At 65.0% G+C, this 21,048-nt stretch carries 17 protein-coding genes; 2 read left to right on the top strand and 15 right to left on the bottom strand.

The genetic code is table 11. The features are described from left to right. Positions 1 to 52: 52 nt before the first annotated feature. From CLU90_RS23475 to CLU90_RS23415, 13 genes are all read right to left on the bottom strand, one after another. On the bottom strand, positions 53 to 1,384 hold the full coding sequence (locus tag CLU90_RS23475) for a PepSY-associated TM helix domain-containing protein (protein WP_092716192.1): 1,332 nt from the start codon (positions 1,382 to 1,384) through the stop codon (positions 53 to 55). Positions 1,385 to 1,392: 8 nt separating this feature from the next. Then, the gene (locus CLU90_RS23470; protein WP_232731309.1) at positions 1,393 to 3,516 is read right to left on the bottom strand and encodes a TonB-dependent receptor family protein; all 2,124 of its coding nucleotides are present in this window, start codon (positions 3,514 to 3,516) and stop codon (positions 1,393 to 1,395) included. A gap of 77 nt (positions 3,517 to 3,593) precedes the next feature. Continuing rightward, positions 3,594 to 4,001 (bottom strand): DUF2946 domain-containing protein, encoded by a 408-nt coding sequence (locus tag CLU90_RS23465; RefSeq protein WP_232731308.1) that lies wholly within the window; start codon positions 3,999 to 4,001, stop codon positions 3,594 to 3,596. A gap of 47 nt (positions 4,002 to 4,048) precedes the next feature. Continuing rightward, entirely contained in the window at positions 4,049 to 4,645 is a 597-nt protein-coding gene (locus CLU90_RS23460) for a PqiC family protein (protein ID WP_092715879.1), read from the bottom strand. Further along, positions 4,642 to 6,273 carry a PqiB family protein gene (locus tag CLU90_RS23455; RefSeq protein ID WP_070303398.1) on the bottom strand — a complete coding sequence of 544 codons (1,632 nt, stop codon included), beginning with the start codon at positions 6,271 to 6,273 and terminating at the stop codon, positions 4,642 to 4,644. The genes CLU90_RS23460 and CLU90_RS23455 overlap by 4 nt, the downstream gene beginning before the upstream one ends. Then, the gene (locus CLU90_RS23450) at positions 6,266 to 7,558 is read right to left on the bottom strand and encodes a paraquat-inducible protein A (RefSeq protein ID WP_442906708.1); all 1,293 of its coding nucleotides are present in this window, start codon (positions 7,556 to 7,558) and stop codon (positions 6,266 to 6,268) included. Before CLU90_RS23450 ends, CLU90_RS23455 begins: the two co-directional genes overlap by 8 nt. 128 nt (positions 7,559 to 7,686) lie before the next feature. Next, the gene (locus CLU90_RS23445; RefSeq protein ID WP_092715875.1) at positions 7,687 to 9,036 is read right to left on the bottom strand and encodes an amidase; all 1,350 of its coding nucleotides are present in this window, start codon (positions 9,034 to 9,036) and stop codon (positions 7,687 to 7,689) included. Between the two features lie 3 nt (positions 9,037 to 9,039). Next, positions 9,040 to 9,717 carry a DUF2848 domain-containing protein gene (locus tag CLU90_RS23440; protein ID WP_100429028.1) on the bottom strand — a complete coding sequence of 226 codons (678 nt, stop codon included), beginning with the start codon at positions 9,715 to 9,717 and terminating at the stop codon, positions 9,040 to 9,042. A 4-nt stretch (positions 9,718 to 9,721) separates the two neighbouring features. Next, entirely contained in the window at positions 9,722 to 11,050 is a 1,329-nt protein-coding gene (locus CLU90_RS23435) for an MFS transporter (protein WP_092715871.1), read from the bottom strand. Between the two features lie 108 nt (positions 11,051 to 11,158). After that, complete coding sequence (locus CLU90_RS23430; protein WP_100429027.1) at positions 11,159 to 11,830, bottom strand: DUF4286 family protein; 672 nt, start codon at positions 11,828 to 11,830, stop codon at positions 11,159 to 11,161. A 225-nt stretch (positions 11,831 to 12,055) separates the two neighbouring features. Beyond that, the gene (locus CLU90_RS23425; RefSeq protein ID WP_100429026.1) at positions 12,056 to 12,973 is read right to left on the bottom strand and encodes a LysR family transcriptional regulator; all 918 of its coding nucleotides are present in this window, start codon (positions 12,971 to 12,973) and stop codon (positions 12,056 to 12,058) included. A 69-nt stretch (positions 12,974 to 13,042) separates the two neighbouring features. After that, positions 13,043 to 14,278, bottom strand: coding sequence for a M20/M25/M40 family metallo-hydrolase (locus tag CLU90_RS23420; protein WP_092715864.1), 1,236 nt, complete (start codon positions 14,276 to 14,278; stop codon positions 13,043 to 13,045). Further along, positions 14,275 to 15,507 carry a urate hydroxylase PuuD gene (locus tag CLU90_RS23415; RefSeq protein ID WP_092715862.1) on the bottom strand — a complete coding sequence of 411 codons (1,233 nt, stop codon included), beginning with the start codon at positions 15,505 to 15,507 and terminating at the stop codon, positions 14,275 to 14,277. Before CLU90_RS23415 ends, CLU90_RS23420 begins: the two co-directional genes overlap by 4 nt. A 131-nt stretch (positions 15,508 to 15,638) precedes the next feature. Here CLU90_RS23415 and CLU90_RS23410 point away from each other — a divergent pair, with 131 nt between their 5' ends. Both CLU90_RS23410 and CLU90_RS23405 read left to right on the top strand, forming a co-directional pair. Further along, on the top strand, positions 15,639 to 16,577 hold the full coding sequence (locus CLU90_RS23410; RefSeq protein WP_100429025.1) for a LysR substrate-binding domain-containing protein: 939 nt from the start codon (positions 15,639 to 15,641) through the stop codon (positions 16,575 to 16,577). Positions 16,578 to 16,649: 72 nt separating this feature from the next. Beyond that, positions 16,650 to 18,404, top strand: coding sequence for an allantoate amidohydrolase (locus CLU90_RS23405; RefSeq protein ID WP_092715860.1), 1,755 nt, complete (start codon positions 16,650 to 16,652; stop codon positions 18,402 to 18,404). Between the two features lie 2 nt (positions 18,405 to 18,406). Here the strand turns inward: CLU90_RS23405 and CLU90_RS23400 are convergent, their stop codons facing one another. Both CLU90_RS23400 and hydA read right to left on the bottom strand, forming a co-directional pair. Beyond that, entirely contained in the window at positions 18,407 to 19,642 is a 1,236-nt protein-coding gene (locus CLU90_RS23400) for a Zn-dependent hydrolase (protein ID WP_092715858.1), read from the bottom strand. Positions 19,643 to 19,652: 10 nt separating this feature from the next. Beyond that, complete coding sequence (gene hydA / locus CLU90_RS23395; RefSeq protein WP_092715856.1) at positions 19,653 to 21,044, bottom strand: dihydropyrimidinase; 1,392 nt, start codon at positions 21,042 to 21,044, stop codon at positions 19,653 to 19,655. Positions 21,045 to 21,048: the final 4 nt, after the last annotated feature.

Genomic DNA, 21,048 nt, shown 5'->3' with positions numbered 1-21,048 from the left:
CCTGGCCGCGCCCCCTCATTCTAGCCCAGCAAGCGCCTGGCCATGTATGCCTTCATCGCGCAGCCCGGCGCCAGCGCATGGCCCGTGCCAGCCCCAGTTCGAGCAGCATCAGCATGCCGCCGGAAACGAGCAGCAAGGGCATCAGCGCACACATGGCGGCCGCCGTCAGCCAGGCCAGCATGGAAGGCGACGTCCAGGCGCCCGGCAGCAGCTTGGGCAAGCCCAGCGAGCCTGGCAAGCGCCGTTTGAAAAACATCACCCAGCCCGACACCAGCGAGAACAGCACGCTGGCGCCGAACAGCAGCAGCAAGGCCTGGTTCCACCAGCCGAATTCGCCGCGATGGAACGGGATGCCGATGGCGGTCGCCTTGCCGAACGCCGTCTGCGCCTCCCACCCCGCGTAATACAGGGGCTTGCCGCTGTAGGCGTCGAACTGCAGGTCGAAGCGCAAGCTGGGCTGGCTGCGGTCGGCCATGGTGGCGCGCCACACGTCGTCCTGGCTGGCCGGCGCCGTCAGCTGCACGGCGATGGCGGGCGCATGGCTGCGCGCCACCTGCCACGCATCCTGCCAGTCGAGCGGAGCGCCCTCCTCGCGCGAATGCAGGCCGCGCGGCACGGGCGGCGGCGCCTGGCCGCTGACGTCGCGCAGCGCGCGGATGCGGCCGCCTGCCTGCTGGCTCCACGTCAGTCCCGTCGTCAGGATCACGACGCTGACGATGCCGAGCGCCACGCCAAGAAACGCATGCCACTGGCGCCAGCCGTTGCGGCCCCGCGCGCCTCGCTTCGGCAAGCCCGATTGCGCGCCGCGCGGCCACCACAGCACCACGCCCGTCACCAGCATCACCATCAGCCAGCTGGCCGCCAGCTCGATCATCCAGCGCCAGCCATCGTTTTGCAGCAGGCGCGAATGCAGTTTCTTGGCCCAGTTGCCAAAGCGCTCGCTGCTGGCCAGGCTGCCCAGCACGCGCGCATCGTAAGGGTTCACGTAGACGACGATGGCTTGCGCGGGCAGGCCGAACTTCGGCCTGGCTTTCACCGGCATCCCATGTCCAGCATGTTCATCGTGCGCGCCGCCGGGCGGCGCGAACGCCACCTGCACCGCGTCGTTCGCCTGGAACGGCGGCACCACGTGCTGCACCGTCCAGCCACGCGGCGCGGCCCGTTCGGCGGCCGCCACGGCGGCGTCCAGCGGCAGCATGGACGCTTGCGGCGCCACGTGGTCGAGGTGCTGGTACAGCCTTGTTTCGATCTGCGGCGTGAACACGTACAGGATGCCCGTCAGGGTGGCCACCAGCGCGAAGGGCGAAGCGATCAGCGCGGCCCAGAAGTGGATGCGCCAGTACAGGCTTTTGCGCCGTGCGATGAGAAAAGTTGCGTCGTCCATGGCCATCCTCACAGTGCGCTGTAGGTATAGGACAGGCCCAGCATCACGCTGCGCGGCGCGCCGGGCGTGTACTGGTTCTGCGTATTGGCCGCGTAGCTGCCTGTGCCCGAGTAACTGCTGCTGGCCGAATCGGCATAGCGCTTGTCGGCGAGGTTGCGCACCTGCGCCCAGGCTTCCAGCCCGCGCGCGATCAGGTAGCTGGCGCGCACATTCAGCAGCGCATGGCCCTTGTACTCCACCGTGTTGGCGTTGTTCATCCAGTAGCGGCCCTGGTGCACGGCTTCGAGCGCGATGCGCGCGCCCGCCACGGGCTTGTAGCCGATCTCGAACGAGGTGATGTCGCGCGGCGCCTGCGGCATGGCGCGGCCGCTGTAATCGAGGGTGGAGGACACCTGGTAGCGCAGGTAGCGGTGGCGCGCGATGGCCGTGGCGAAGCGCGCGTCGAACGGGCCGCTGTCGTAGTTCAGGCCCAGCTCCAGCCCTTCGCTGCGCGTGCGCCCCGCATTGCGGTTTTCGCTATTCCCCGGTGACACGGTATAGCTGACGATGGTGTCGCGCCCGTCGAGCCGGTACAGGGCCGTGTCGAGTTTCAAGCGGCCCTGCAAAAAAGCCCAGCGCAAGCCCAGTTCATAATTGTTGTAGACGGACGGTTGCAGGTCGGCGATGCCCGTCTTGCCATACAGCTGGCTCACTTCGGGCGGCGTGAAACCCTGGCTGACGTTCGCATACACGCTGCCCGCAGGAGCGATGGCGTAGGTGGCGCCCAGCTTCGGGCTCACATGCGAAAAGCTGCGCGACTCGTCGGGCGCGCCGTAATTGGCGCTGCCGCCTGGCGCCAGATTGTTATGGTAGTCGTAGCGGATGGCGTCCGAGCGGCCGCCCAGCACCACGCGCGTGCCCGCCAGCGGCGTAAATTCCCATTGCGCGAAGACGGCCGTGTTGAGGATGTCCGTCTGGTAGTCGCGCACGCCCTGCGGATTGCTCGCATTGGCCAGGGTATAGCGCAGGTAGCGGCCCGTGGCCGCATCGCGCACGATGGACAGGTTGTCGCTGACGAAAGGGTTGTCGCTCTTGTCCACGTAGACGCCGGCGACCAGGCGCGAGCGCAGCCAGGCGAACTCCTGCTGGTGCTTCACGTCCAGTCCCAGCGAATCGACGTGGTTGTTGTTGATGACGCCCTTGCACAACAGTCCCGCGCAACTGCCGATGGAGTACGCGGGAAGCTGCCCATGATCGTTCTTGCGCGTAAACACGGTGACGGTGCTCGTGCCATTGGCCGTCGTCTGCCCTTCCCACGCCAGATTCACGCGCGTGGTCTTGTCCTTGCGGTAGGTGAACGTGTTCAGGCTCTTGCCGGGATTGCGGCGGTAATCGTTCTCGAACAAGCTGCCCGTCATGGCCGCATCGAGATCCGTATGGACGATAGTGGCGCGCAGCTGGGACGTGGGACTGAGCGCATAGTCGGCGCGCAGCGAGAACGAATCCTTGTCGCCATAGCTGTACTCTTGCCAGTTGTCGCGCGAACGGCGCGAGCTGTAATGGGAAAAGCGCAGTCCCAGCGGCCCCCAGGTATCGCTGGCGGCCGTGTCGTAGCGCGTGTAACCGCCCAAGCTGTCGCGCCGCACGCCCACACTTGCCGTCGGTGTCGCACTGGCGCCGGCCGTGAGAAAATTGACGGCGCCGCCGACGGCATTGCTGCCGTACAGCGAGGAAGCGGCGCCCTTCACCACTTCCACCCCGCCGGCGCCCGCCATGTTCATTTCATTGAGCGAGTTATGATTGAAGACGCCCAGCGGACGGATGGGAATGCCGTCTTCCAGGTACTGGTAGACGGCGTTCGTGCCGATGGGCTGGCGGATGCTCATGCTGTGCTGTTCATTGCCCAGGTCATTCCAGTACACGCCGGCGATGCGGTTGAGGATATCGCCCATGGTCCTGGGCTTGTCGCGTTCCAGCGTTTTGGCATTGACGACGCCAATCGCCTGCGGCGTTTCGGACAGCCACGATTGCGCGCGCGAGCCGGAAACGACGACCGTGTCGATCGCGTGATCAGTTTGGTCAGGTTGCTGCGCCTGCGCGCACGGGTAAGCCACGGTGATGGCCGCGGCCAGCACCAATAATTTCTTGTTCATGTGATTCTCGTCTAAGTGTACGGATGCGGCGCATCACACCGCAAGGTGGACGGCGCCAGCATTGAAAATGCAAAAACTCAGACGAGAGCGGGCGGCGCGCGCGATTGCGCCGTGGACCAGATGAACAGTGGGGATGGAGACTGGTAGTACAGGGACGGGAAAATGGCCGAGCCCAGGGCGACGGGCAGCGGCAGCACGGGGCTGGCGGGCGGCAGGCCGACGGAACCCGCATGCGTGGAGCAGAAGGCGCAATGCTCCATCTGCATGGCCTTGCCGCCGGATTTCTCATCGGCGGCGCCGTCATCGGCCTGCACAAGCTGGACAAAACGGATGCCGGCCACCGAGCAGATTTCCGCCCAGCCGGAGCCGGATTCCTGCTTGGCGTTGGCGATGGCCCGGGAAATCGATGGCGCGAGCGCCGCCAGCAGGATCGCGAAACAGGCGATCCAGGCGGCAAAGCGGCGCGTGAACAAGGTCATTCCCATGGCCGCATTTTACCAGCGGCCGCCGGGACTGGGTAGCGGAAAGCGGCTCAGGATGCCGGACAGGCGGCGTTGCCGTTGTCAAAAGCGCGCACGACGCTTGCCGTATCGGCGGCGATGCGGTTCACGGCGCGGCGATGGCCGAGCACCAGTTCATCGTAGCCGGCGCCCACCTTTTCATTGGCGATCGTGCGGCAAGTAACCACCTTGTTGCTGGCCAGCTGGCGTACGCTCCACACGGCGTCGATCAGCGCATACTGGCCCATCACGGACTCGAAACGCTGCACATTGGTGCTGATGCGGTACACGGGCAGCTTGTCCGGGTATGGCGTGCGGAACACGTCGATGGCGCCCAGGTCGTTCGTCACGGCCGTCGACAGGGCCTGGCCGATCTCGCCGGCCAGCGGCCCCGCCCAGCGCTGCTGCTCCAGCAATTCGATGCGGCCCGACGGCGCCGTCACGACGAACTGGTTGCGGCTCACCTGCTGCGGCACGCTGACGGCCAGCACCTCGACATAGTATTTGACGGGCTTGGCCGGCTGCGCGTCGGCGCCGCCGCTGAGCGTATAGAAATGCTCGGGCTGGGGCGTGGAGCAGGCGCCCAGCAGGCTGGCCGCCAGCAGCGCGGAAAAAATCGCTTTCATCATTTTTTTTCATCTCCTTTTTTACCGCGGATCAGGGACTCGGGATGACGTTCCAGGTAATCCGACAGGGCATTGAGCGACTGCAGGGTTTGCGTCAACTGCTGCAAGGCCTGGCGCACGTCCGACTGCAGCGGCGAATCCTTTTGCAGCACCTGTTCGGCCGAACCAAAAGTCTGTTTCGCCGCCGTCAAGGTATCGCGCATTTCCGGCACCACCTGGCCATCGAGCTGCTTGAACAAGGTATTGGCCTGCTTGATGGTGGCGTTCAGGTTGTTGCCGATCTCGGCGTACGGCACCTGATCGAGCTTGCGGGCGATGCTGGCGATCTGCGTCTGCAATTCGTCGAGGGTATTCGGCACGGTCGGCACTTCCAGCGGATACCGGTTCGGATCGAGCGCCACCTTCGGCGCTTTCGGGAAGAAGTCGAGCGCGATGTACAGCTGGCTGGTCAGCAGATTGCCCGTGCGTAGCTGGGCGCGCAAACCACGGCTGACCATGCGTTCGAGCAGCTGGTGGCCGGCAGAGCCTTCCTCATCGTCGACGGCGGCCTTGAAACGCATGCCCAGGCGGGCCGGGTACAGGTTGACGGTGACGGGCATGCGGAAGTTCTTCTTCACGGGATCGAACTCGATGCCCACCGAACGCACTTCGCCCAGCACGATGCCGCGGAAGTCCACCGTGGCGCCGGGCTGCAAGCCGCGCAGGGACTGGTCGAAATAGAACACGGTGGTGATCGCCTCGCCATCGGGCTCGCGCATGGCGCTGGCCTCGTCGGCCGCCAGGCGGTAGTTGGTGCCGGCCGGCGCCGGTTCGACGGGTTTGCGGCCGTTTTCCGCCTCGAAGGCGATACCGCCCACCAGCATGGCGGCCAGCGATTGCGTATTCAATTTGAAGCCGTTCGAATCGAGGCGCACGTCGACGCCGCTGGCATGCCACCAGCGCGCATCCTTGCCGACAAACTGGTCGTACGGTGCATTGACGAAGACCGACATGGTGATGCCGTTGCCATCCTTGTCCAGCGCGAAGCTGACCACCTTGCCCACGCGCAGGCGGTGGAAGAACAGGGGCGAGCCCACGTCGACGGAGCCAAGGCTGTCCGCATGCAGGGTGTACAGCTTGCCCTTCTGGTCTCCCGCCACGGCGGGCGGGCTTTCCATGCCGATGAAGTTCTCTTTTTTGGCTTCCGACTTTCCCGTGTCAACGCCGATGTAGGCGCCCGACAGCAAGGTGCCCAGGCCCGTCACGCCGCTGGCGCCGATCTGCGGGCGCACCACCCAGAAGCGCGAATCGGCGGTGGCGAAGCGGCGCGCTTCCTTGCTCATGTCGATCGTCACCAGCACCTTGCTCAAGTCGTCGCCCAGGGTGATGGCGCGCACCTGGCCGATATCGACATCCTTGTATTTGACCTTGGTCTTGCCCGGCTCCAGGCCTTCGGCGCTCTTGAAGCTGACCGTCACCGTGGGTCCCTGGTCGAGGATGGACTTGGCGGCCAGGCCGGCGCCGATCAGCGCGGCCAGCAGCGGAATGAGCCACACCAGCGACGGCAGCCAGCGGCTGGCCGGGTCCACGTCGGGTTCGGGCAGAGGCCGTGCGCCGGTTTCGGCAAGGTCGCCCGTTTCTTTGTCAGCCATGCTGTTCTCCAATCACTGTATTGTTTCCGGTATTTGCCGCACTGCTGCGTTTTTCATCCTCGGCCGCCTTGTCGTCGACAGGGTCCCAGATCAGGCGCGGGTCGAACTGCATCGCCGCCAGCATGGTCAGCACCACCACGGCGCCAAAGGCCAGCGCGCCGGGTCCGGCCGTAATCACGGCCAGCGACTTGAAGCGCACCAGCGCCACCGTCAGGGTGACGACAAAGATGTCGAGCATGGACCAGCGGCCGATGAATTCAACCATGCGGTACAAAATGGTGCGCTGGCGCGGCCGCCAGCGCGAACGCCGCTGCGCCGTGAACGCCAGCAGCGCCAGCACGCCCAGTTTCAGCATCGGCACGACCACGCTGGCGATGAAGATGATGATGGCCAGGCCCTTCGAGCCGCTGGTCCAGAACAGCACGACGCCGCTCATGATGGTGTCGTCCTGCGCGCCGAACAGCGATTGCGTCACCATCACGGGCAGCAGGTTGGCGGGAATGTAGAGGATCATGGCGGCGATCAGCAAGGCCCAGGTGCGGTTGATGCTGTCCGGTTTGCGCACGTGCAGGGCCGTGCCGCAACGCACGCAGGCCAGGTGCCTGCCCTTGCGCAGGGGCGGCGCCACCAGGCCGCAGGCATGGCAGGGAACAACCTTCTCGCCCGGAGCGAAAGCCTTGTAGCGCATGCCGGGCAGCGCCTGGCGGGTCAGGTCGTCGCCCAGGTTCCACAGGGCCTTGGGGTCGAACGAGACGACGATGGCCAGCATCAGCGTCAGCGCGCCGAACGCGAACAGCCCCGGTTGCGGCAGCACCGTGGCCAGGCTGGTCATCTTGACGACGGTGATCAGGATGCCTATCATCAGCACCTCCGTCATGCCCCATTCGCGCGCCGTCTGTACGGCGCGCAGCACGCGGTTAAAGCCCGGCACCTTGACGCCGCAGCGCAGGCCCAGCGCCACATACAGCAGCGAACCGAGTTCGATGGCGGGAAAGAGTATGGTAAACAGGAAGACCATCGTCGCCACGATGTGCATCTGCTCGTACCACAGCACGCGGATGGAACCGAGCAAGGTGGCGCTGGAAGTCAGGCCATTGACGTCGAGTTCGACGATGGGGAAAAACTGGGCGATCAGGAAGACGAAGGCGGCGCCCAGGGTGAGCGCCACCACCTTGCTCAATTCGGCCGATGCGCCGCGCGCGTGGGCGCCCCGATACAACACCGAGCGGCAACGGATGCAGCGCGCCTTGTCGCGTGGACGCAGCGGACGCTTGCGGTACAACACGCCGCAGTCATGACAGCTAATCAGGTCGTATCGGTGCACAGTGTGAAGTTTGCCGGCGCCCGAAGCGCGACTTTCCCATGTTAATGCCAGCCATCATGACAGAGTTGGCATTTTCCTGCACTACGGCATTATTCTTTTGCACTCCCCCGTAGCAGCGCCTCCACGGCGCGGCCGATTTGGAGCACTTGATCGTCGGCGCCGGCCAGACCGCAAATGCCCAGTCCCACGGGCAGCTCGCCCTCGGCATGGCATGGCAAGGACAGCGCGCAGCCATCGAGGAAGTTGATCACGCTGGCGTTGCGCAGCACCAGGCCATTCGTGGCAAAGAAGGTGGCGTCATCGGCTTCCAGCGGCGCGACTTCCGGCGCGAGTATGGCCACGCTGGGCATCAGCCAGGCGTCGAATGGCGCCAGACGCTGCTTCGCGGTGGCGATCAGGCGCGCGCGCGCATCGAGCAAATCGATGTAGTCAAACGCGCCCTGCTGCTGGCCGCGGCGGATGCGCGCCGCCACGCGCTGGTCGTATTGCGCGCCCTTCTCTTCCAGGAGCGCCCTGTGCCAGTGCCAGGCTTCCGCCGCCACCAGGCCGCCACCGCCATTGATACCCGGCAGTTCCAGCAACTCAGGAAAATCGAACTGCTCCACCAGGGCGCCCGCTTGCCGCAGCTGGTCCAGCGCCGCGTCGAAAGCCTGCTGCACCTGCGGCTCCACGTGCGTACCGACGTAGTCCAGGGTAAAACCGAAGCGCAAGCCTTTCAATGCCGGCGCCTGCGCGTCGACGTCATGGCCCGACAGCGCCGCGTACAAAATGGCGCAGCAGTCGACGCTGTGCGCGATGGGGCCGGCCGAATCGAGGGAACGCGACAAGGGCACCGTGCCGGCCAGCGACACGGAAGCGGCCGTCGGCTTGAAGCCCGTCAGGCCGCAAAAGGCGGACGGGATGCGGATCGAGCCGCCCGTGTCCGTGCCCAGCGCTCCGGCCGCCATGTCCAGCGCCACCGTCACGGCGCCGCCCGAGGTGGAGCCTCCCGCCACGCGCCCGCCGTCGTGCGGATTGCGCGGCGTGCCGTGATGGGGATTCAGGCCCAGGCCGGAAAACGCGAATTCGCTCATGTTGGTGCGGCCCAGCAGGACGGCGCCGGCCGCGCGCAGGCGCGCCACGGCGCCCGCGTCTGCCTCGGCAGGCGGTGCATCGGCCAGCGCCAGCGAGGCGGCGCTGCTGGTTTGCCCTTTGACGTCGAACAGGTCCTTGATCGAGATGGGCACGCCGGCCAGCGGCGAGGCAACGATGCCGGCGGCGCGCGCCGCATCGCTGGCCCGCGCCTCCATCAGCGCCTGTTCGCCATCGAGGCTGACATAGGCATGGCCGCCCTGCGCCCGGTGCGCCTCGGCGCGCGCCAGCATCTGCTGTGTCAGCGCCACGCTGGTGATGCGGCCGGCGGCCAGGTCGGCCGCCAGTTCACGGATGGTCTTGGTCATTGTTTATCCTTCCACGGGCAGGGTTTGCACGGCATAGCGGTGCCGCAGGCGGCGTTGCAAGGCTGGATCATACAGCTCCAGCGCGAAAGCGTCGCCATGGCCCATCTCGCCGATGATCGGCTGCGTGCCGCAAAACATGGCGCTGCCCACGGGCAGGCTGGCCTGCCCCGTGTAGCGCTGAATCAGGTCTTCCGGCGACAGCATGCGCGTCACGGGGCCATCCTGGTACAGGGCCGGCACGCCGGCGCGCTCGCGCCAGGAGCGCATCTGCAGCTGGTCCCAGTGGCCGGCCACGTCGGCATGGCGCCACAAGGTATCGCCCACGGGCTTGCCGCACATCTGCTTCGACACCGTCACGCCATAGCTTTCCACCTTGCGGTCCGTGTGGTCCGAGCCGATGCCCACCAGCAGGCCGTATTCCGTGGAGAACAGCACGAATTCCGCTTCGCCCGACGAATCGCCGCCCGGCACTTCGATGGCCCCGTCGCTGGAGAGCAGCGATGCCGAGACCCGGTAAAACGTCGGCACGCTTTTCGGGCGCGCCACGCCGATGGCTTCCAGTTCGGCGATATGGTGCTCCACCATCGCCATGTCGCGCCCCGTCCAGCCGGCGATGATCAGGTGATCGATGTCGAAGGTGACGGGGCCGTGGCCTGCCAGTTGAAAATGCAATGTCGTCATGATGTTATTCCTCAAGAGGGCCGCGGCCCGTTTCGCGTGCCGCAAAAACGGCGGCGCCGGTGATCAGCAAGGCCGCCGCCACGTATAGCGAGACGGCCATGGTGCTGTTGTACGAGCGGTACAGGCTGGCAATGACGAGCGGGGCGAAACCGCCGCCGATGACGCCGGCCAGGGTGTAGGCCAGCGAAGAACCCGCATAGCGTACCTTGGTGGGAAATTGCTCGATGACAAAGGCCGCCTGCGGGCCGTACATGATGGCGTGGATGACCAGGCCCACGACGACGGCCGTGACGATGGCGGCCGGGCTGGCCGTGTCTAACAAGGTGAAGAAGGCAAACGCCCACACGAGGCCCAGGATGGCGCCCAGCGCATACACGGGACGGCGGCCGATCCTGTCCGACAGCGCGCCAAACACGGGCACCGACAGCGCATTGCACGCCGTGCCGATCATGATGGCGGTCAGCGCCAGGGTCGACGACAGGTGCAGCACCGTCGTCACATACGTCAGGGTGAACACCACCACCAGCGCATACAGCACGTCCGAGCCGATGCGCACGCCGCCGGCGATCAGCAGACGGCGCCAATAGAGGCGCAGCACGTCGCCGATCGGCGCTTCCGCTTTCGCATCCTGCTGGTCGAGTTCCTTGAACAGCGGGGTTTCCTCGATGCCGCTGCGTATCCACATGCCGAAGGCCACCAGCAGCAGGCTGGCGATGAACGGCATGCGCCAGCCCCAGTCCATGAAGGCTTCATGCGGCAGCAGATAGGTGATCAGGCCGATGCAACCGGTGGCCAGCAAGGTGCCGAACGACGGTCCCACCTGCGTCCACGACGCGTTGCGGCCCCGCTTGTCAGGCGCCCCGTGTTCGACGGAGATCAGCACGGCGCCCGCCCATTCGCCGCCCAAAGCGATGCCTTGCACGAAGCGCAGCGCCACCAGCAGGACGGGGCTCCAGATGCCCGCCGTCGCGTAAGTCGGCAAGAGGCCCATGAGGCCCGTCGTCACGCCCATCAGCATCAGGGTCACGACCAGCACCCAGCGCCGTCCCAGCTTGTCGCCCAGGTGGCCGAAGATCACGCCGCCGATGGGGCGCGAGATGTAGCCGACCGCATACGTGGAAAAGGCCAGGATGGTGCCCGTCAGCGGGTCGAACGAGGGAAAGAACAGGTGGTTGAAGATCAGCGCGGCCATGGTGTTGTAGACGGTGAAGTCATACCATTCCAGGGTCGTGCCGACCATGCTGGCCGTGGCCAGGCGGCCCGTCTTGGCCGTCGTGGCCTTCTCGCCCGGTGCCCGGGCTGCCGGATGCGCAGCGTTCGTATATGTGGTCATAGCCTACCTCTCTCGTCAGTTTTATTGCAGGCCCGGCGCAGGATGCTTTGCCCTGCGCCGTGGCCCGTGTCTCGTGTTATCGGTGCCGGCAAGATGCGCGCGGCCGTGTCAGGCAGCGCGCAGGTCCGCCTCGCGCAATTGCCAGGACAGTTGCAGGATGGCTGCCTGTTCCGCATCCAGTTCCAGCGCCGCGCTGGCGGCATTGGCGGCCGCCACGGCGGCGCTTTCGGAGGACGCATCGATCAGGAAAATCGGGTCGAGCACGCGGCCTTCCTTCCGCTCCGCCGGCAGGGGGCCGGACAGGTTCGCGTCAGGTGTCAGCAGACGCGTGGCGATGACGCCGTCAATCTGCAGCAGCTTCGTTCCCAGCGTGGCCATGGCGTCCACGGCTTGCGCATCCTGGCCGATGGCTGGCGCGCCCAGGCGCAGCACGGCCAGCCAGGCGCCCGTGCCCATGCCCGTTTCCGCCTCGATGGCGCAAACGCGGCGCATCGGGTCGACCATGCGCTGCAAGTTCGTCAGCGACCATGGCGTCTGCTGGCCAAAGGCCTTGAAGTAGTCGGGGGTCTGGAAGGCGCCCAGCGAATCGGTGCGATACAGGCCCAGGTATTTGCGCGGACCGCGCACGCTCTGGTAGCGCGTGCCGCTGACGAAGCCGGGAATGCGCACGCGCTCTTCCACGTGCTCGCGGTCGTACCAGCGGTTGAAATCGCGTTCGTGTTCGGGGTCGGCGCTGGTCCAGACAAACAGGATGCCTGGCAAGGTGGGGGACGTCGTCATGATGGTTCCGTTCTGCGTTATGGATGGTGTGCCAACCCAGAATAGGTGGCACGCCATCACTTGGCAAACGGGTTATTCTGAACGCGACTGATAAGTTTTTCTTGTGGGTGAGGATGAGGCCAACAATGTTGTCGGATTACGCGCCTGGGCGCTAATCCGACCTACGTCACAGCGTCTCTCTATCCACAGCATCGTAGGTCGGCTTAGCGTCAGCGTAAGCCGACGTCAGCCCGCACCGTACTCCGCGCCCAATCCCAGGGTGAATCTGGCCGCCTCTTCGCACGCCAGCATGGCGACCAATTGGATCGCTTCCGTGGTGATGTCTTCGCTGTAGCTGATGACGATGCGCTGCGGCGCCAGGCTGCTGGTGCAGGGGATCAGGGCGATGTGGCCCTGCTCGATTTCCTCGCGCAGGGGCGCCAGCGGCAGCACGGCGATACCGAAGCCCGCTTTGACCAGGCGCACGATGGCGGAGATCGAACTGACGCAGTGGACTCTTCCCAGCTGCACGCCCTCGTCCTGGCACAGCGCCTTCAAGGCCGAATGCGGCTGCGAACCGCGGTTCATGGTGATGATCGGATGCTGCGCCAGTTGCGCCACGCTGAATGGCGCGCCCGTATCGGGCCAGTCGGCGGCCCTGCCGGCCCAGCCCATGGCGATGACGCCGCTGCCCCTGCTGCGGATATGGTCGCCCGTCAGCATGTCCGTCTGCAGCGCGATATCGAGCTCGCCCTGCTGCAGCTGTTCGTGCAGGCGGCGCGTCGATTCCGACGTCAATTGAATCTCGATACCGGGATAGCGCTCCTGCACGCGCTGCAGGAACGGGATCAGCCAGGTATGCACGATGGTTTCGATGACGCCGATGCGCACTTCGCCCGTGATCTGCGCGGGCGAGGAATTGGCCGCATACATGTCGCGGCACAGTTCCAGCATGCGTTCGGCGTACACGAGCAGATTGCGCCCGGCAAAGGTCAGGCGGATTTCACGCGCGTCGCGGTCGAACAAACGCGTGCCGAAATCCTGCTCCAGCGAGGCGATGCGGTTCGAGATGGCCGCCTGCGTGATGTGCAGCTTGTCGGCCGCCGTGCGAAAACTGCCCAGCCGCGCAGCCCAGACAAACGCTTCGAGAAAACGGGTATTCAATGGGGCTCTTCTTCACAGGTTGAGTGTCCGCCCCATTGTAAGCCAAAGCGCCCGTTCTATTTCTCGCCCCTATTTCTCGCCCAGGAAGTCGAGCAAGGTCAGAGCGACGATCTTGCTGGCCTTGCGCAAATCGTCGAGCGCCAGGCGCTCGTCGGCCTTCTTCGCATTCGACTCAGGCACCGTGCGCGGGCCGGCGCCATACAGCACGGCAGGAATGCCCCGCTCGCCATACAGGCGCGCATCCGCATACAAAGGCGTGCCGACGGCGGGAATCGTCTCGCCCAGGATCGCTTGCGCATTTTTCTGCAGGCTGCCCACCAGCTGCTCGGAACCGGGCAAGGGCCGCAGCGCGTGCGACAGCAGCAGGCGGCGGATCTCGATGCGGATGCCAGGCTCGCCGCGCACGGCGTCCTCGATCAGCGCGCGCACCTGCGCTTCCACCGCCACCGGGTCTTCTTCCGGTATCATGCGGCGGTCCATCTTCATGACTACCTTGCCCGGCACCACATTGGTATTCGTGCCGCCATCGATGCGGCCCACCAGCATGGTGGGCGAGTCGATTCCGGCCACTTTGGATTTGATTTTTTTCAGCTCCGGCAGCTGGCCGTAGATGGCGTTGAGGATCTTGTTGGCCGCCTGCAGCGCGTCGTGCCCCGTCTCAGGCATCGAGCCATGGCCCGACTTGCCGTGCACGGTGATTTCCAGTTGCAAACAGGCGTTGTGCGCCGTGACGATACCGTAGCTGAAACCGGCGGCGATGACGAAATCGGGCTTCGTCAGCTGCTGTTCCAGCAGCCAGCCCGGCCCCAGCAAGCCGCCGAATTCCTCGTCATACGTAAAATGTAGTTCCAGCTGGCCTTTGAGCGGAATGCCCAGCGCCTCGAGCGCGCGCGCGGCAAACACATAGGTCGCGAAATCGCCTTTCGAGACGGCCGTCGCGCGGCCATACATATAACCGCCGTCGATCTGGCCACCATACGGCGGATAGGTCCAGTTGTCGCCGGGCGGCACCACGTCGCCATGCGCATTCAGGGCCACGGTCGGCCCGCCCGCCGCGTATGGGCGGCGCACGATCAGGTTGGTGATGCTCTGCATGCCGTACGCCTCGACCTGGTCCTTTGGGACGGCGTGCTTTTCGGCCTGCCAGCCATACGCCTGCAGCAGCTGCGCCACCAGGTCCGCATGGGGCGCGTTATTGCCGGGCGGCGTATCCGTCGGCTGCTGCACCACCTGCTGTAAAAAGGCGATTTCTTCGTCGAAGTGGTCGTCGATCCAGGCCGTGATTTTTTCTGCGTGCGTTGTCATTTTGCTCCTTGCATGGTCTGTTGCAGCCAGGCGCCCAATTCGCTGCGCTCGGCCTCCGTCATATTGGTCAGGTTCCCGATCGGCATGGCCTTCAATTCGATGGCCTGCTTGTAGATTTGCGCCGCGTGCTGGCGGATTTGAGTTTCATTATCGAGCATCATGCCGGCCGGCGCCGTGGCAAAACCCGGTTGCGTGGGCTGGGCCGAATGGCAGGTGGCGCAGCGCTGGGCGATGATGGCATGCACGGCCTTGAACTGCGCGGCCGGGTCCACCGCGGCCACGGCAGCTACCGGCGCTGGTGCCTTCGGTGCGATGGCCACGGCCACGGCCAGCAGCAGCGCCACGCCGAGAGCCGGATAGCGCCACTCGACACGCCCCTTGTGGCGCAGGTTGAAGAAATGGCGGATGAAGACGCCGGCCGCCATGATCAGCGCCAGCACCAGCCACGCGTGGTCGTTCCGGTAAGTCATCGCGTAGTGGTTGCTGATCATGATGAACAGCACGGGCAACGTGAAATAATTGTTATGCACGCTGCGCTGCTTGGCCTTCAAGCCATGCTTCGGGTCGGGCAGCTTGCCGGCGGCCATGGCCTCGACCATCTTGCGTTGGCCGGGAATGATCAGCATCAGCACATTGGCCACCATGATGGTGCCGATCATGGCGCCCACGTGGATGTAGGCGGCACGCCCGCTGAGCAGATGCGTGAGCACGTAGGCGGCGCCGACGATCAGCGCGAACACCGTCACGCCGAACCACAGTTCATATTGCGCCAGCTTCGAGCGGCACAGCAGGTCGTACACGGTCCAGCCGATGACGAGGGTGGCGATGCCGATGCCGACGGCCTGGCCACTGGAGATGTCCGCCACAGCCTTGTCGATCATCATGGCCTGGGCATTGAAGTAGTAGGCAATCGTCAGCAGCGCAAAGCCGGACAGCCACGTGGAATACGCTTCCCACTTGAACCAGTGCAGTTCCTTCGGCAGTTCGGCCGGCGCCACCAGGTATTTTTGCGGGTTATAGAAGCCGCCGCCATGCACGGCCCACAGTTCTCCCGACACGCCCTTCTTCGCCAGCTCTGAGCCGGGCGCGGGCGGGCGGATCGAATTATCGAGCCAGACGAAATAAAAGGAAGCACCGATCCAGGCGATGCCCGTGATGACGTGCAGCCAGCGGACGATCAGGTTCAGCCACTCAAGGCCGTACGGGATCAGGTAGGCAAATACTTCCATAAATTTCCTCTAGTCAGACCGAACCAATATTCGTGCCAATCTACACAAGATAAACGGATTTACCGCCCATCACATGAAAAATATCGTATATTTGACATATTCAAATCGATATACAACAGAGCCGCCGCCACATGTCCAGCCTGCCGCAACACCTCGACCTGCACCTGATCCGCATCCTTTACCTGCTGCTGGTGGAAAAGAATGTCTCGCGCGTGGCATTGAAGCTCAACCAGCCGCAGCCCTCGATTTCCGCCTCCTTGCGCAAGCTGCGCGAACTCACGGGCGACCCGCTGCTCGTGCGCGGTGCGCGCGGCATGGTGCCCACCCAGCATGGCGAAAGCCTGCTCAATCCCGCCAAGCGCATCCTCGACCAGACGGAAAGCCTGTTCGTCAAGAAGACGCCGTTCGTGGCGCAGGAAGAGGCGCGCACCTTCCACATCGCCGCACCCGACTACCTGGACAGCCAGTTCTTGCCCAACGTCGTGGCCCTGCTGCGCCGCGGCTCGCCGAAAAGCCGCGTCGTGCTGCACAGCCTGGGGCCGGGCATCGACCATATCCGCCAGCTGTCCGATGGCGGCCTGGACCTGGTGATCGCCAACTGGGACGAGCCGCCCGCCCACCTGCACATCTCGAAGCTGTTCGAAGACCCCATCATCTGCGCCATGCATGCGGAAAACGCCTATGCGCGGCGCACGGCCAGCGACGCCATGACGCTCGACGATTATCTGAGCATGCCCCACGTGGCGCCGTCGCAGATGATGCCCGGCTACCACGGCGTGATCGATTCCTTCCTCGAGCGGCAAAACCTGCAGCGCAACGTGGTGGTGGAGTCGGCGTATTTCGGCCTGATCCCCTACATGCTGACGCAGACGGACCTGGTACTGACCACGGGCCGGCAATTCATGCGCTTCTATGAAAAGACCCTGCCGCTGAAAACGTACACCGTGCCCCTGAAATTCCCGCCCATGCGCTTTTACCAGCTGTGGCACCAGCGCGTGCACCAGGCGCCCGAGCACAAATGGCTGCGCGATCAGGTCAGCGCGGCCGCCAAGGCGCTGGTGCAGCGATAGCCGCTATCAGCGCGCGCATATAATGGACGCAGAACTGGGCGCTATCATCACCGCTTGCATGATCGGAAAACCATGACCACCCTTTCAGACCTGAACGCCGGCAGCCCGGCCGATTTTATCGCGCGCCTGCATGGCATCTACGAACATTCGCCCTGGATCGCCCAGCGCGCGGCCGCCGCCCGGCCGTTTGCCAGCCTGACGGCACTCAAGACGGAGCTGCAGCGCGTGCTGGCGCAAGCCTCGCCCGAAGAGCAGCTGGGGCTGATACGCGCCCACCCCGAGCTGGCCGGCAAGGCCGCCATCGCCGGGCAGCTGACGGCGGAATCGACGCGCGAGCAGGCCAAGTCCGGCCTGAACCTGTGCAGTGCCGACGAATTCGCCACCCTGCAGCGCCTCAATAGCGACTACAACGCCAAATTCGGCTTTCCCTTCATCCTGGCCGTCAAGGGCCCGACGGGCGAAGGCTTGACGCGCCAGGACATCATCTCCACGTTTGCGCGCCGCCTGAAAAACCGCCACGCCGATGAACTGGCCGAATCGCTGCGGCAGATCAAGCGCATCGCCGAGCTGCGCCTGAACGAGCTGTTCGACGTGCGCCTGGACTTCGGCCCGACCATCATGCAGCAGGCCGAAACCCTGGCCGGCTGGAGCGACAGCGACTACAACCTGACCTGCGCCTACCTGACGCCGGCGCACCAAAAAACGGCTGCGCAGCTGGCCGACTGGATGCGGGAAGCCGGCATGCAGGTGCACGTCGACGCCGTCGGCAATGTCGTCGGCCGCTATCTGTCCGATACCCCCGGCGCGAAGACCCTGATGACGGGATCGCATTACGACACGGTGCGCAACGGCGGCAAGTACGATGGCCGCCTGGGGATCGTGCTGCCGATCGCCGTCGTGCGCCACCTGCACGAACGGGGCGAAAAGCTGCCGTTTCATTTCGAGGTCGTCGGCTTCGCCGAAGAGGAAGGCGTACGCTTCAAGAGCACGTTTTTGGGCAGCACGGCCGTCACGGGCAAGTTCGACGTATCGCTGCTGGAGCAGCGTGACACGGACGGCGTGAGCATGCGCGACGCGCTGGCCGCCGCCGGCCACGAAGCGGGCGCCATCGGCGCCATCGCGCGCGATCCCGCCGACTTGCTTGGCTATGTGGAAGTGCATATCGAACAGGGACCCGTGCTGCTCGAGCGCGACCTGCCGCTGGGGATCGTCACGGCGATTGCAGGCAGCTCGCGCTACCTGGTCAATCTGGGCGGCGTGGCCAGCCACGCGGGCACCACGCCCATGACCATGCGCAAGGACGCGGCCAGCGCGGCCGCCGAAATCATCCTGCTGGTGGAGCAGCGCTGCAGGCAGGGCGAAGCGCTGGTAGGCACCGTGGGCCAGCTGCACGTGCCCAACGGTTCCGTCAACGTGATCGCCGGCGCCTGCACCCTGTCGCTCGATATCCGCGCAGCTGTTGACGCCGTGCGCCAGAGTGCCGTCGACGATATTCTCGATGGCATCGCCTCCATCTGCGCGCGGCGCCAGATCGACTATCAGCTGGAACTGCTGCTGTCGGCGCGTGCGGCGCCGTGCGCGCCATGGCTGATGGCGCAGCTGGCGCAAGCCGTGGAATCAGTCGGCATCGAACCGTATGCGCTGCTGTCGGGCGCCGGCCACGACGCCATGGCCATGGCCGCCATCACCGACGTGGCGATGCTGTTTACCCGCTGCGGCAATGGCGGCATCAGCCACAACCCGCTGGAAACCATGACGGCCGACGACGCCGACATCGCGGCGCGCGCGCTGCTGGCGTTTTTACGCAACTTCCAGCCGAAGCCGTAAGACTATACCGCCACGGCCCGCTCCAGCATCGCGTGCAGCAGCACGTTGCAGCCAGCTTCCAGGTGCTCGGGCTTGGCGTCTTCGATTTCATTGTGGCTGATGCCGTCCTTGCACGGCACGAAGATCATGCCGGCCGGCGCCAGCCGGGCCGCGTAGATCGCGTCGTGGCCGGCGCCGGACACCACGTCCATCACGGAATAGCCCAGTTTTTCCGTGGCGTTGCGCACGGCACCCACACAGTCGGGGTGGAACGGGCATGGCGGGTAGTAGGACACCCGTTCCAGTGAAATGCCCAGGCCCGTCCTGTCGCGCGTGGCGTCGATGAAGGCCGTGATCTCCCCATGCATGGTGTTGAGCAGTTCATCGTTCACATTGCGCAGGTCGATGCTGAACTTGACTTCACCGGGAATCACGTTGCGACTGTTCGGGAACACCTGCACCATGCCCACCGTGCCGCGCCCGTACGGCGGGTAGCGGTTGGCAATGGCGACGACTTCCTGCATGATGGTGGCGGCCACCTGCAGCGCATCCTTGCGCAGTCCCATGGGCGTGGGACCCGCATGCGCTTCCATGCCCGTCACCACGCAGTCGTACCACGACAAGCCCATCACGGCCGGCACCACGCCGATCACTTTATCGGCGTCTTCCAGCACGGGGCCCTGCTCGATATGCGTCTCAAAATAAGCGCCGATCGGATGGTCGCCCGGCACCTGCTCGCCCTTGTACCCGATGCGCGCCAGCTCCTCGCCCACGGTTTTTCCTTCCGTGTCCTTGGCCGCATACGCGGTTTCGAGCGAGAAGGCGCCGCAGAACACGCCCGAGCCCATCATCACGGGTACGAAGCGCGAGCCTTCCTCGTTGGTCCAGAACGCCACCTCGATGGGCGCCCGCGTCTTGATTTGTAAATCGTTCAGCGTGCGCACCACTTCCAGGCCCGCCAGCACGCCGTAATTGCCATCGAACTTGCCGCCCGTGGGCTGCGTGTCGATATGGCTGCCCGTCATCACGGGCGGCAAGGTGTTATCCACGCCGTCGCGGCGCATGAAGACGTTGCCGATCTGGTCGATCGTGATGCTCATGCCCGCTTCCCGGCCCCAGCCCACCACGAGGTCGCGGCCTTTTTTGTCGAGGTCCGTCAGGGCCAGGCGCTTGACGCCGCCCTTCGCTGTCGCACCGATCTGCGCCAGTTCCATCAGCGCCGCCCACAGGCGTTCGCCATTGATACGCAATGCATCCATCGTCAACTCCTTATGCGGTGGTGGTGGAAAAAGCGGGCCGTTCGATATAGCGCCCCGCCCCTTCGACGGCCATCAGTTCACCCTGGTGGAACACCACCTTGCCGGCGGCAATCGTGGTGCTGGGGATGCCGCGCACGGTGCGCCCTTCGAAGACATTGAAGCCCCCTTTGGCGAACTGCGTGGCGGCGGAAATGGTGCGCGTGCCCTGCGGGTCCCACAGCACGATGTCGGCGTCGCTGCCCACGGCGATGACACCCTTGCGCGGATACATATTGAAAATCTGCGCCGCATTCGTGGACGATACCTTGACGAATTCGGAAGGCGTCAGCATGCCGGAATTGACACCGGCGTCCCACACGACGGCCATGCGTTCCTCGACACCACCGCAGCCGTTCGGGATGCGCGTGAAATCATCCTTGCCGGCCGCCTTCTGCTCGGCGCAGAAGGTACAGTGGTCGGTGGCCGTCGTGTGCAGGTTGCCGCTTTGCAGACCATGCCACAGGGCCGATTGATGGTGCTTGCCGCGGAATGGCGGGCTCATGACGTGGCCGGCCACGTAATCGAAATCATCGCTCTGGTAGACGCTGTCGTCGATCACCAGATGGCCCGCCAGCGCTTCGCCATACACGCGCTGGCCGTTGGCGCGCGCCCGTGTGATGGCATCGAGCGACTCGGCGCACGAGACGTGCACGATGTACACGGGGGTATTGAGGACATTCGCAATCGCGATGGCGCGGTTGGCCGCCTCCGCTTCCACGGCCGGTGGGCGCGACAGCGGATGCGCCTGCGGTCCGGTGATCCCCTTCTTGAGCAAGGCTTGCTGCAGTTGAAAAACCAGCTCGCCATTTTCCGCATGCACGGTAGGAAGGGCGCCCAACTCCAGCGAACGGGTAAAGCTTTTCACCAGGGTTTCATCGTCGGCCATGATGGCGTTTTTGTAGGCCATGAAATGCTTGAAGCTGTTCACGCCATGCTCGCGCACGAGGGTGCCCATCTCTGCATGCACCTGCTCGCTCCACCAGGTGATCGCCACATGGAAGGTATAGTCGCCGGCCGCCTTGGCCGACCACTCGCGCCACTGGTGATAGGCTTCGATCAAGGATTGCTTCGGCGCGGGGATGACAAAGTCCATGATGGTGGTGGTGCCGCCCGCCAGCCCCGCCGCCGTGCCCGTGAAAAAATCGTCGGACGTCACGGTGCCCATGAAGGGCAAGTTCATGTGCGTGTGCGTGTCGATTCCGCCCGGCATCACGTACAGGCCGCCCGCGTCGATCACGGTAGCCCCTGCCGGTACGGCCAGGTTCTCGCCGACGGCGGCAATAGTGTCGCCCTCGATCAGCACATCGGCGCGAAACGCGCGGTCGGCGTTGACGACGGTACCGCCACATATCAGTGTAGTCATCTTG

Origin of the sequence: Janthinobacterium sp. 67 (genome assembly GCF_002797895.1) — a bacterium.
In the GTDB taxonomy this organism is placed as follows: domain Bacteria; phylum Pseudomonadota; class Gammaproteobacteria; order Burkholderiales; family Burkholderiaceae_D; genus Janthinobacterium.
Note: the sequence above shows the minus strand (reverse complement) of the source record. Positions and strands in the feature narration are given on the sequence as shown.

Bases quoted from the DNA above. Each gene is read 5' to 3' on its own strand.
- CLU90_RS23400 (WP_092715858.1), bottom strand. From the start codon at position 19,642: ATGGATGCATTGCGTATCAATGGCGAACGCCTGTGGGCGGCGCTGATG.
- CLU90_RS23405 (WP_092715860.1), top strand. From the start codon at position 16,650: ATGACCACCCTTTCAGACCTGAACGCCGGCAGCCCGGCCGATTTTATC.
- CLU90_RS23455 (WP_070303398.1), bottom strand. From the start codon at position 6,273: ATGGCTGACAAAGAAACGGGCGACCTTGCCGAAACCGGCGCACGGCCT.
- CLU90_RS23415 (WP_092715862.1), bottom strand. From the start codon at position 15,507: ATGGAAGTATTTGCCTACCTGATCCCGTACGGCCTTGAGTGGCTGAAC.
- hydA (WP_092715856.1), bottom strand. From the start codon at position 21,044: ATGACTACACTGATATGTGGCGGTACCGTCGTCAACGCCGACCGCGCG.
- CLU90_RS23475 (WP_092716192.1), bottom strand. From the start codon at position 1,384: ATGGACGACGCAACTTTTCTCATCGCACGGCGCAAAAGCCTGTACTGG.
- CLU90_RS23410 (WP_100429025.1), top strand. From the start codon at position 15,639: ATGTCCAGCCTGCCGCAACACCTCGACCTGCACCTGATCCGCATCCTT.
- CLU90_RS23440 (WP_100429028.1), bottom strand. From the start codon at position 9,717: ATGACGACATTGCATTTTCAACTGGCAGGCCACGGCCCCGTCACCTTC.
- CLU90_RS23470 (WP_232731309.1), bottom strand. From the start codon at position 3,516: ATGAACAAGAAATTATTGGTGCTGGCCGCGGCCATCACCGTGGCTTAC.
- CLU90_RS23420 (WP_092715864.1), bottom strand. From the start codon at position 14,278: ATGACAACGCACGCAGAAAAAATCACGGCCTGGATCGACGACCACTTC.
- CLU90_RS23445 (WP_092715875.1), bottom strand. From the start codon at position 9,036: ATGACCAAGACCATCCGTGAACTGGCGGCCGACCTGGCCGCCGGCCGC.
- CLU90_RS23435 (WP_092715871.1), bottom strand. From the start codon at position 11,050: ATGACCACATATACGAACGCTGCGCATCCGGCAGCCCGGGCACCGGGC.
- CLU90_RS23465 (WP_232731308.1), bottom strand. From the start codon at position 4,001: ATGGGAATGACCTTGTTCACGCGCCGCTTTGCCGCCTGGATCGCCTGT.
- CLU90_RS23460 (WP_092715879.1), bottom strand. From the start codon at position 4,645: ATGATGAAAGCGATTTTTTCCGCGCTGCTGGCGGCCAGCCTGCTGGGC.
- CLU90_RS23430 (WP_100429027.1), bottom strand. From the start codon at position 11,830: ATGACGACGTCCCCCACCTTGCCAGGCATCCTGTTTGTCTGGACCAGC.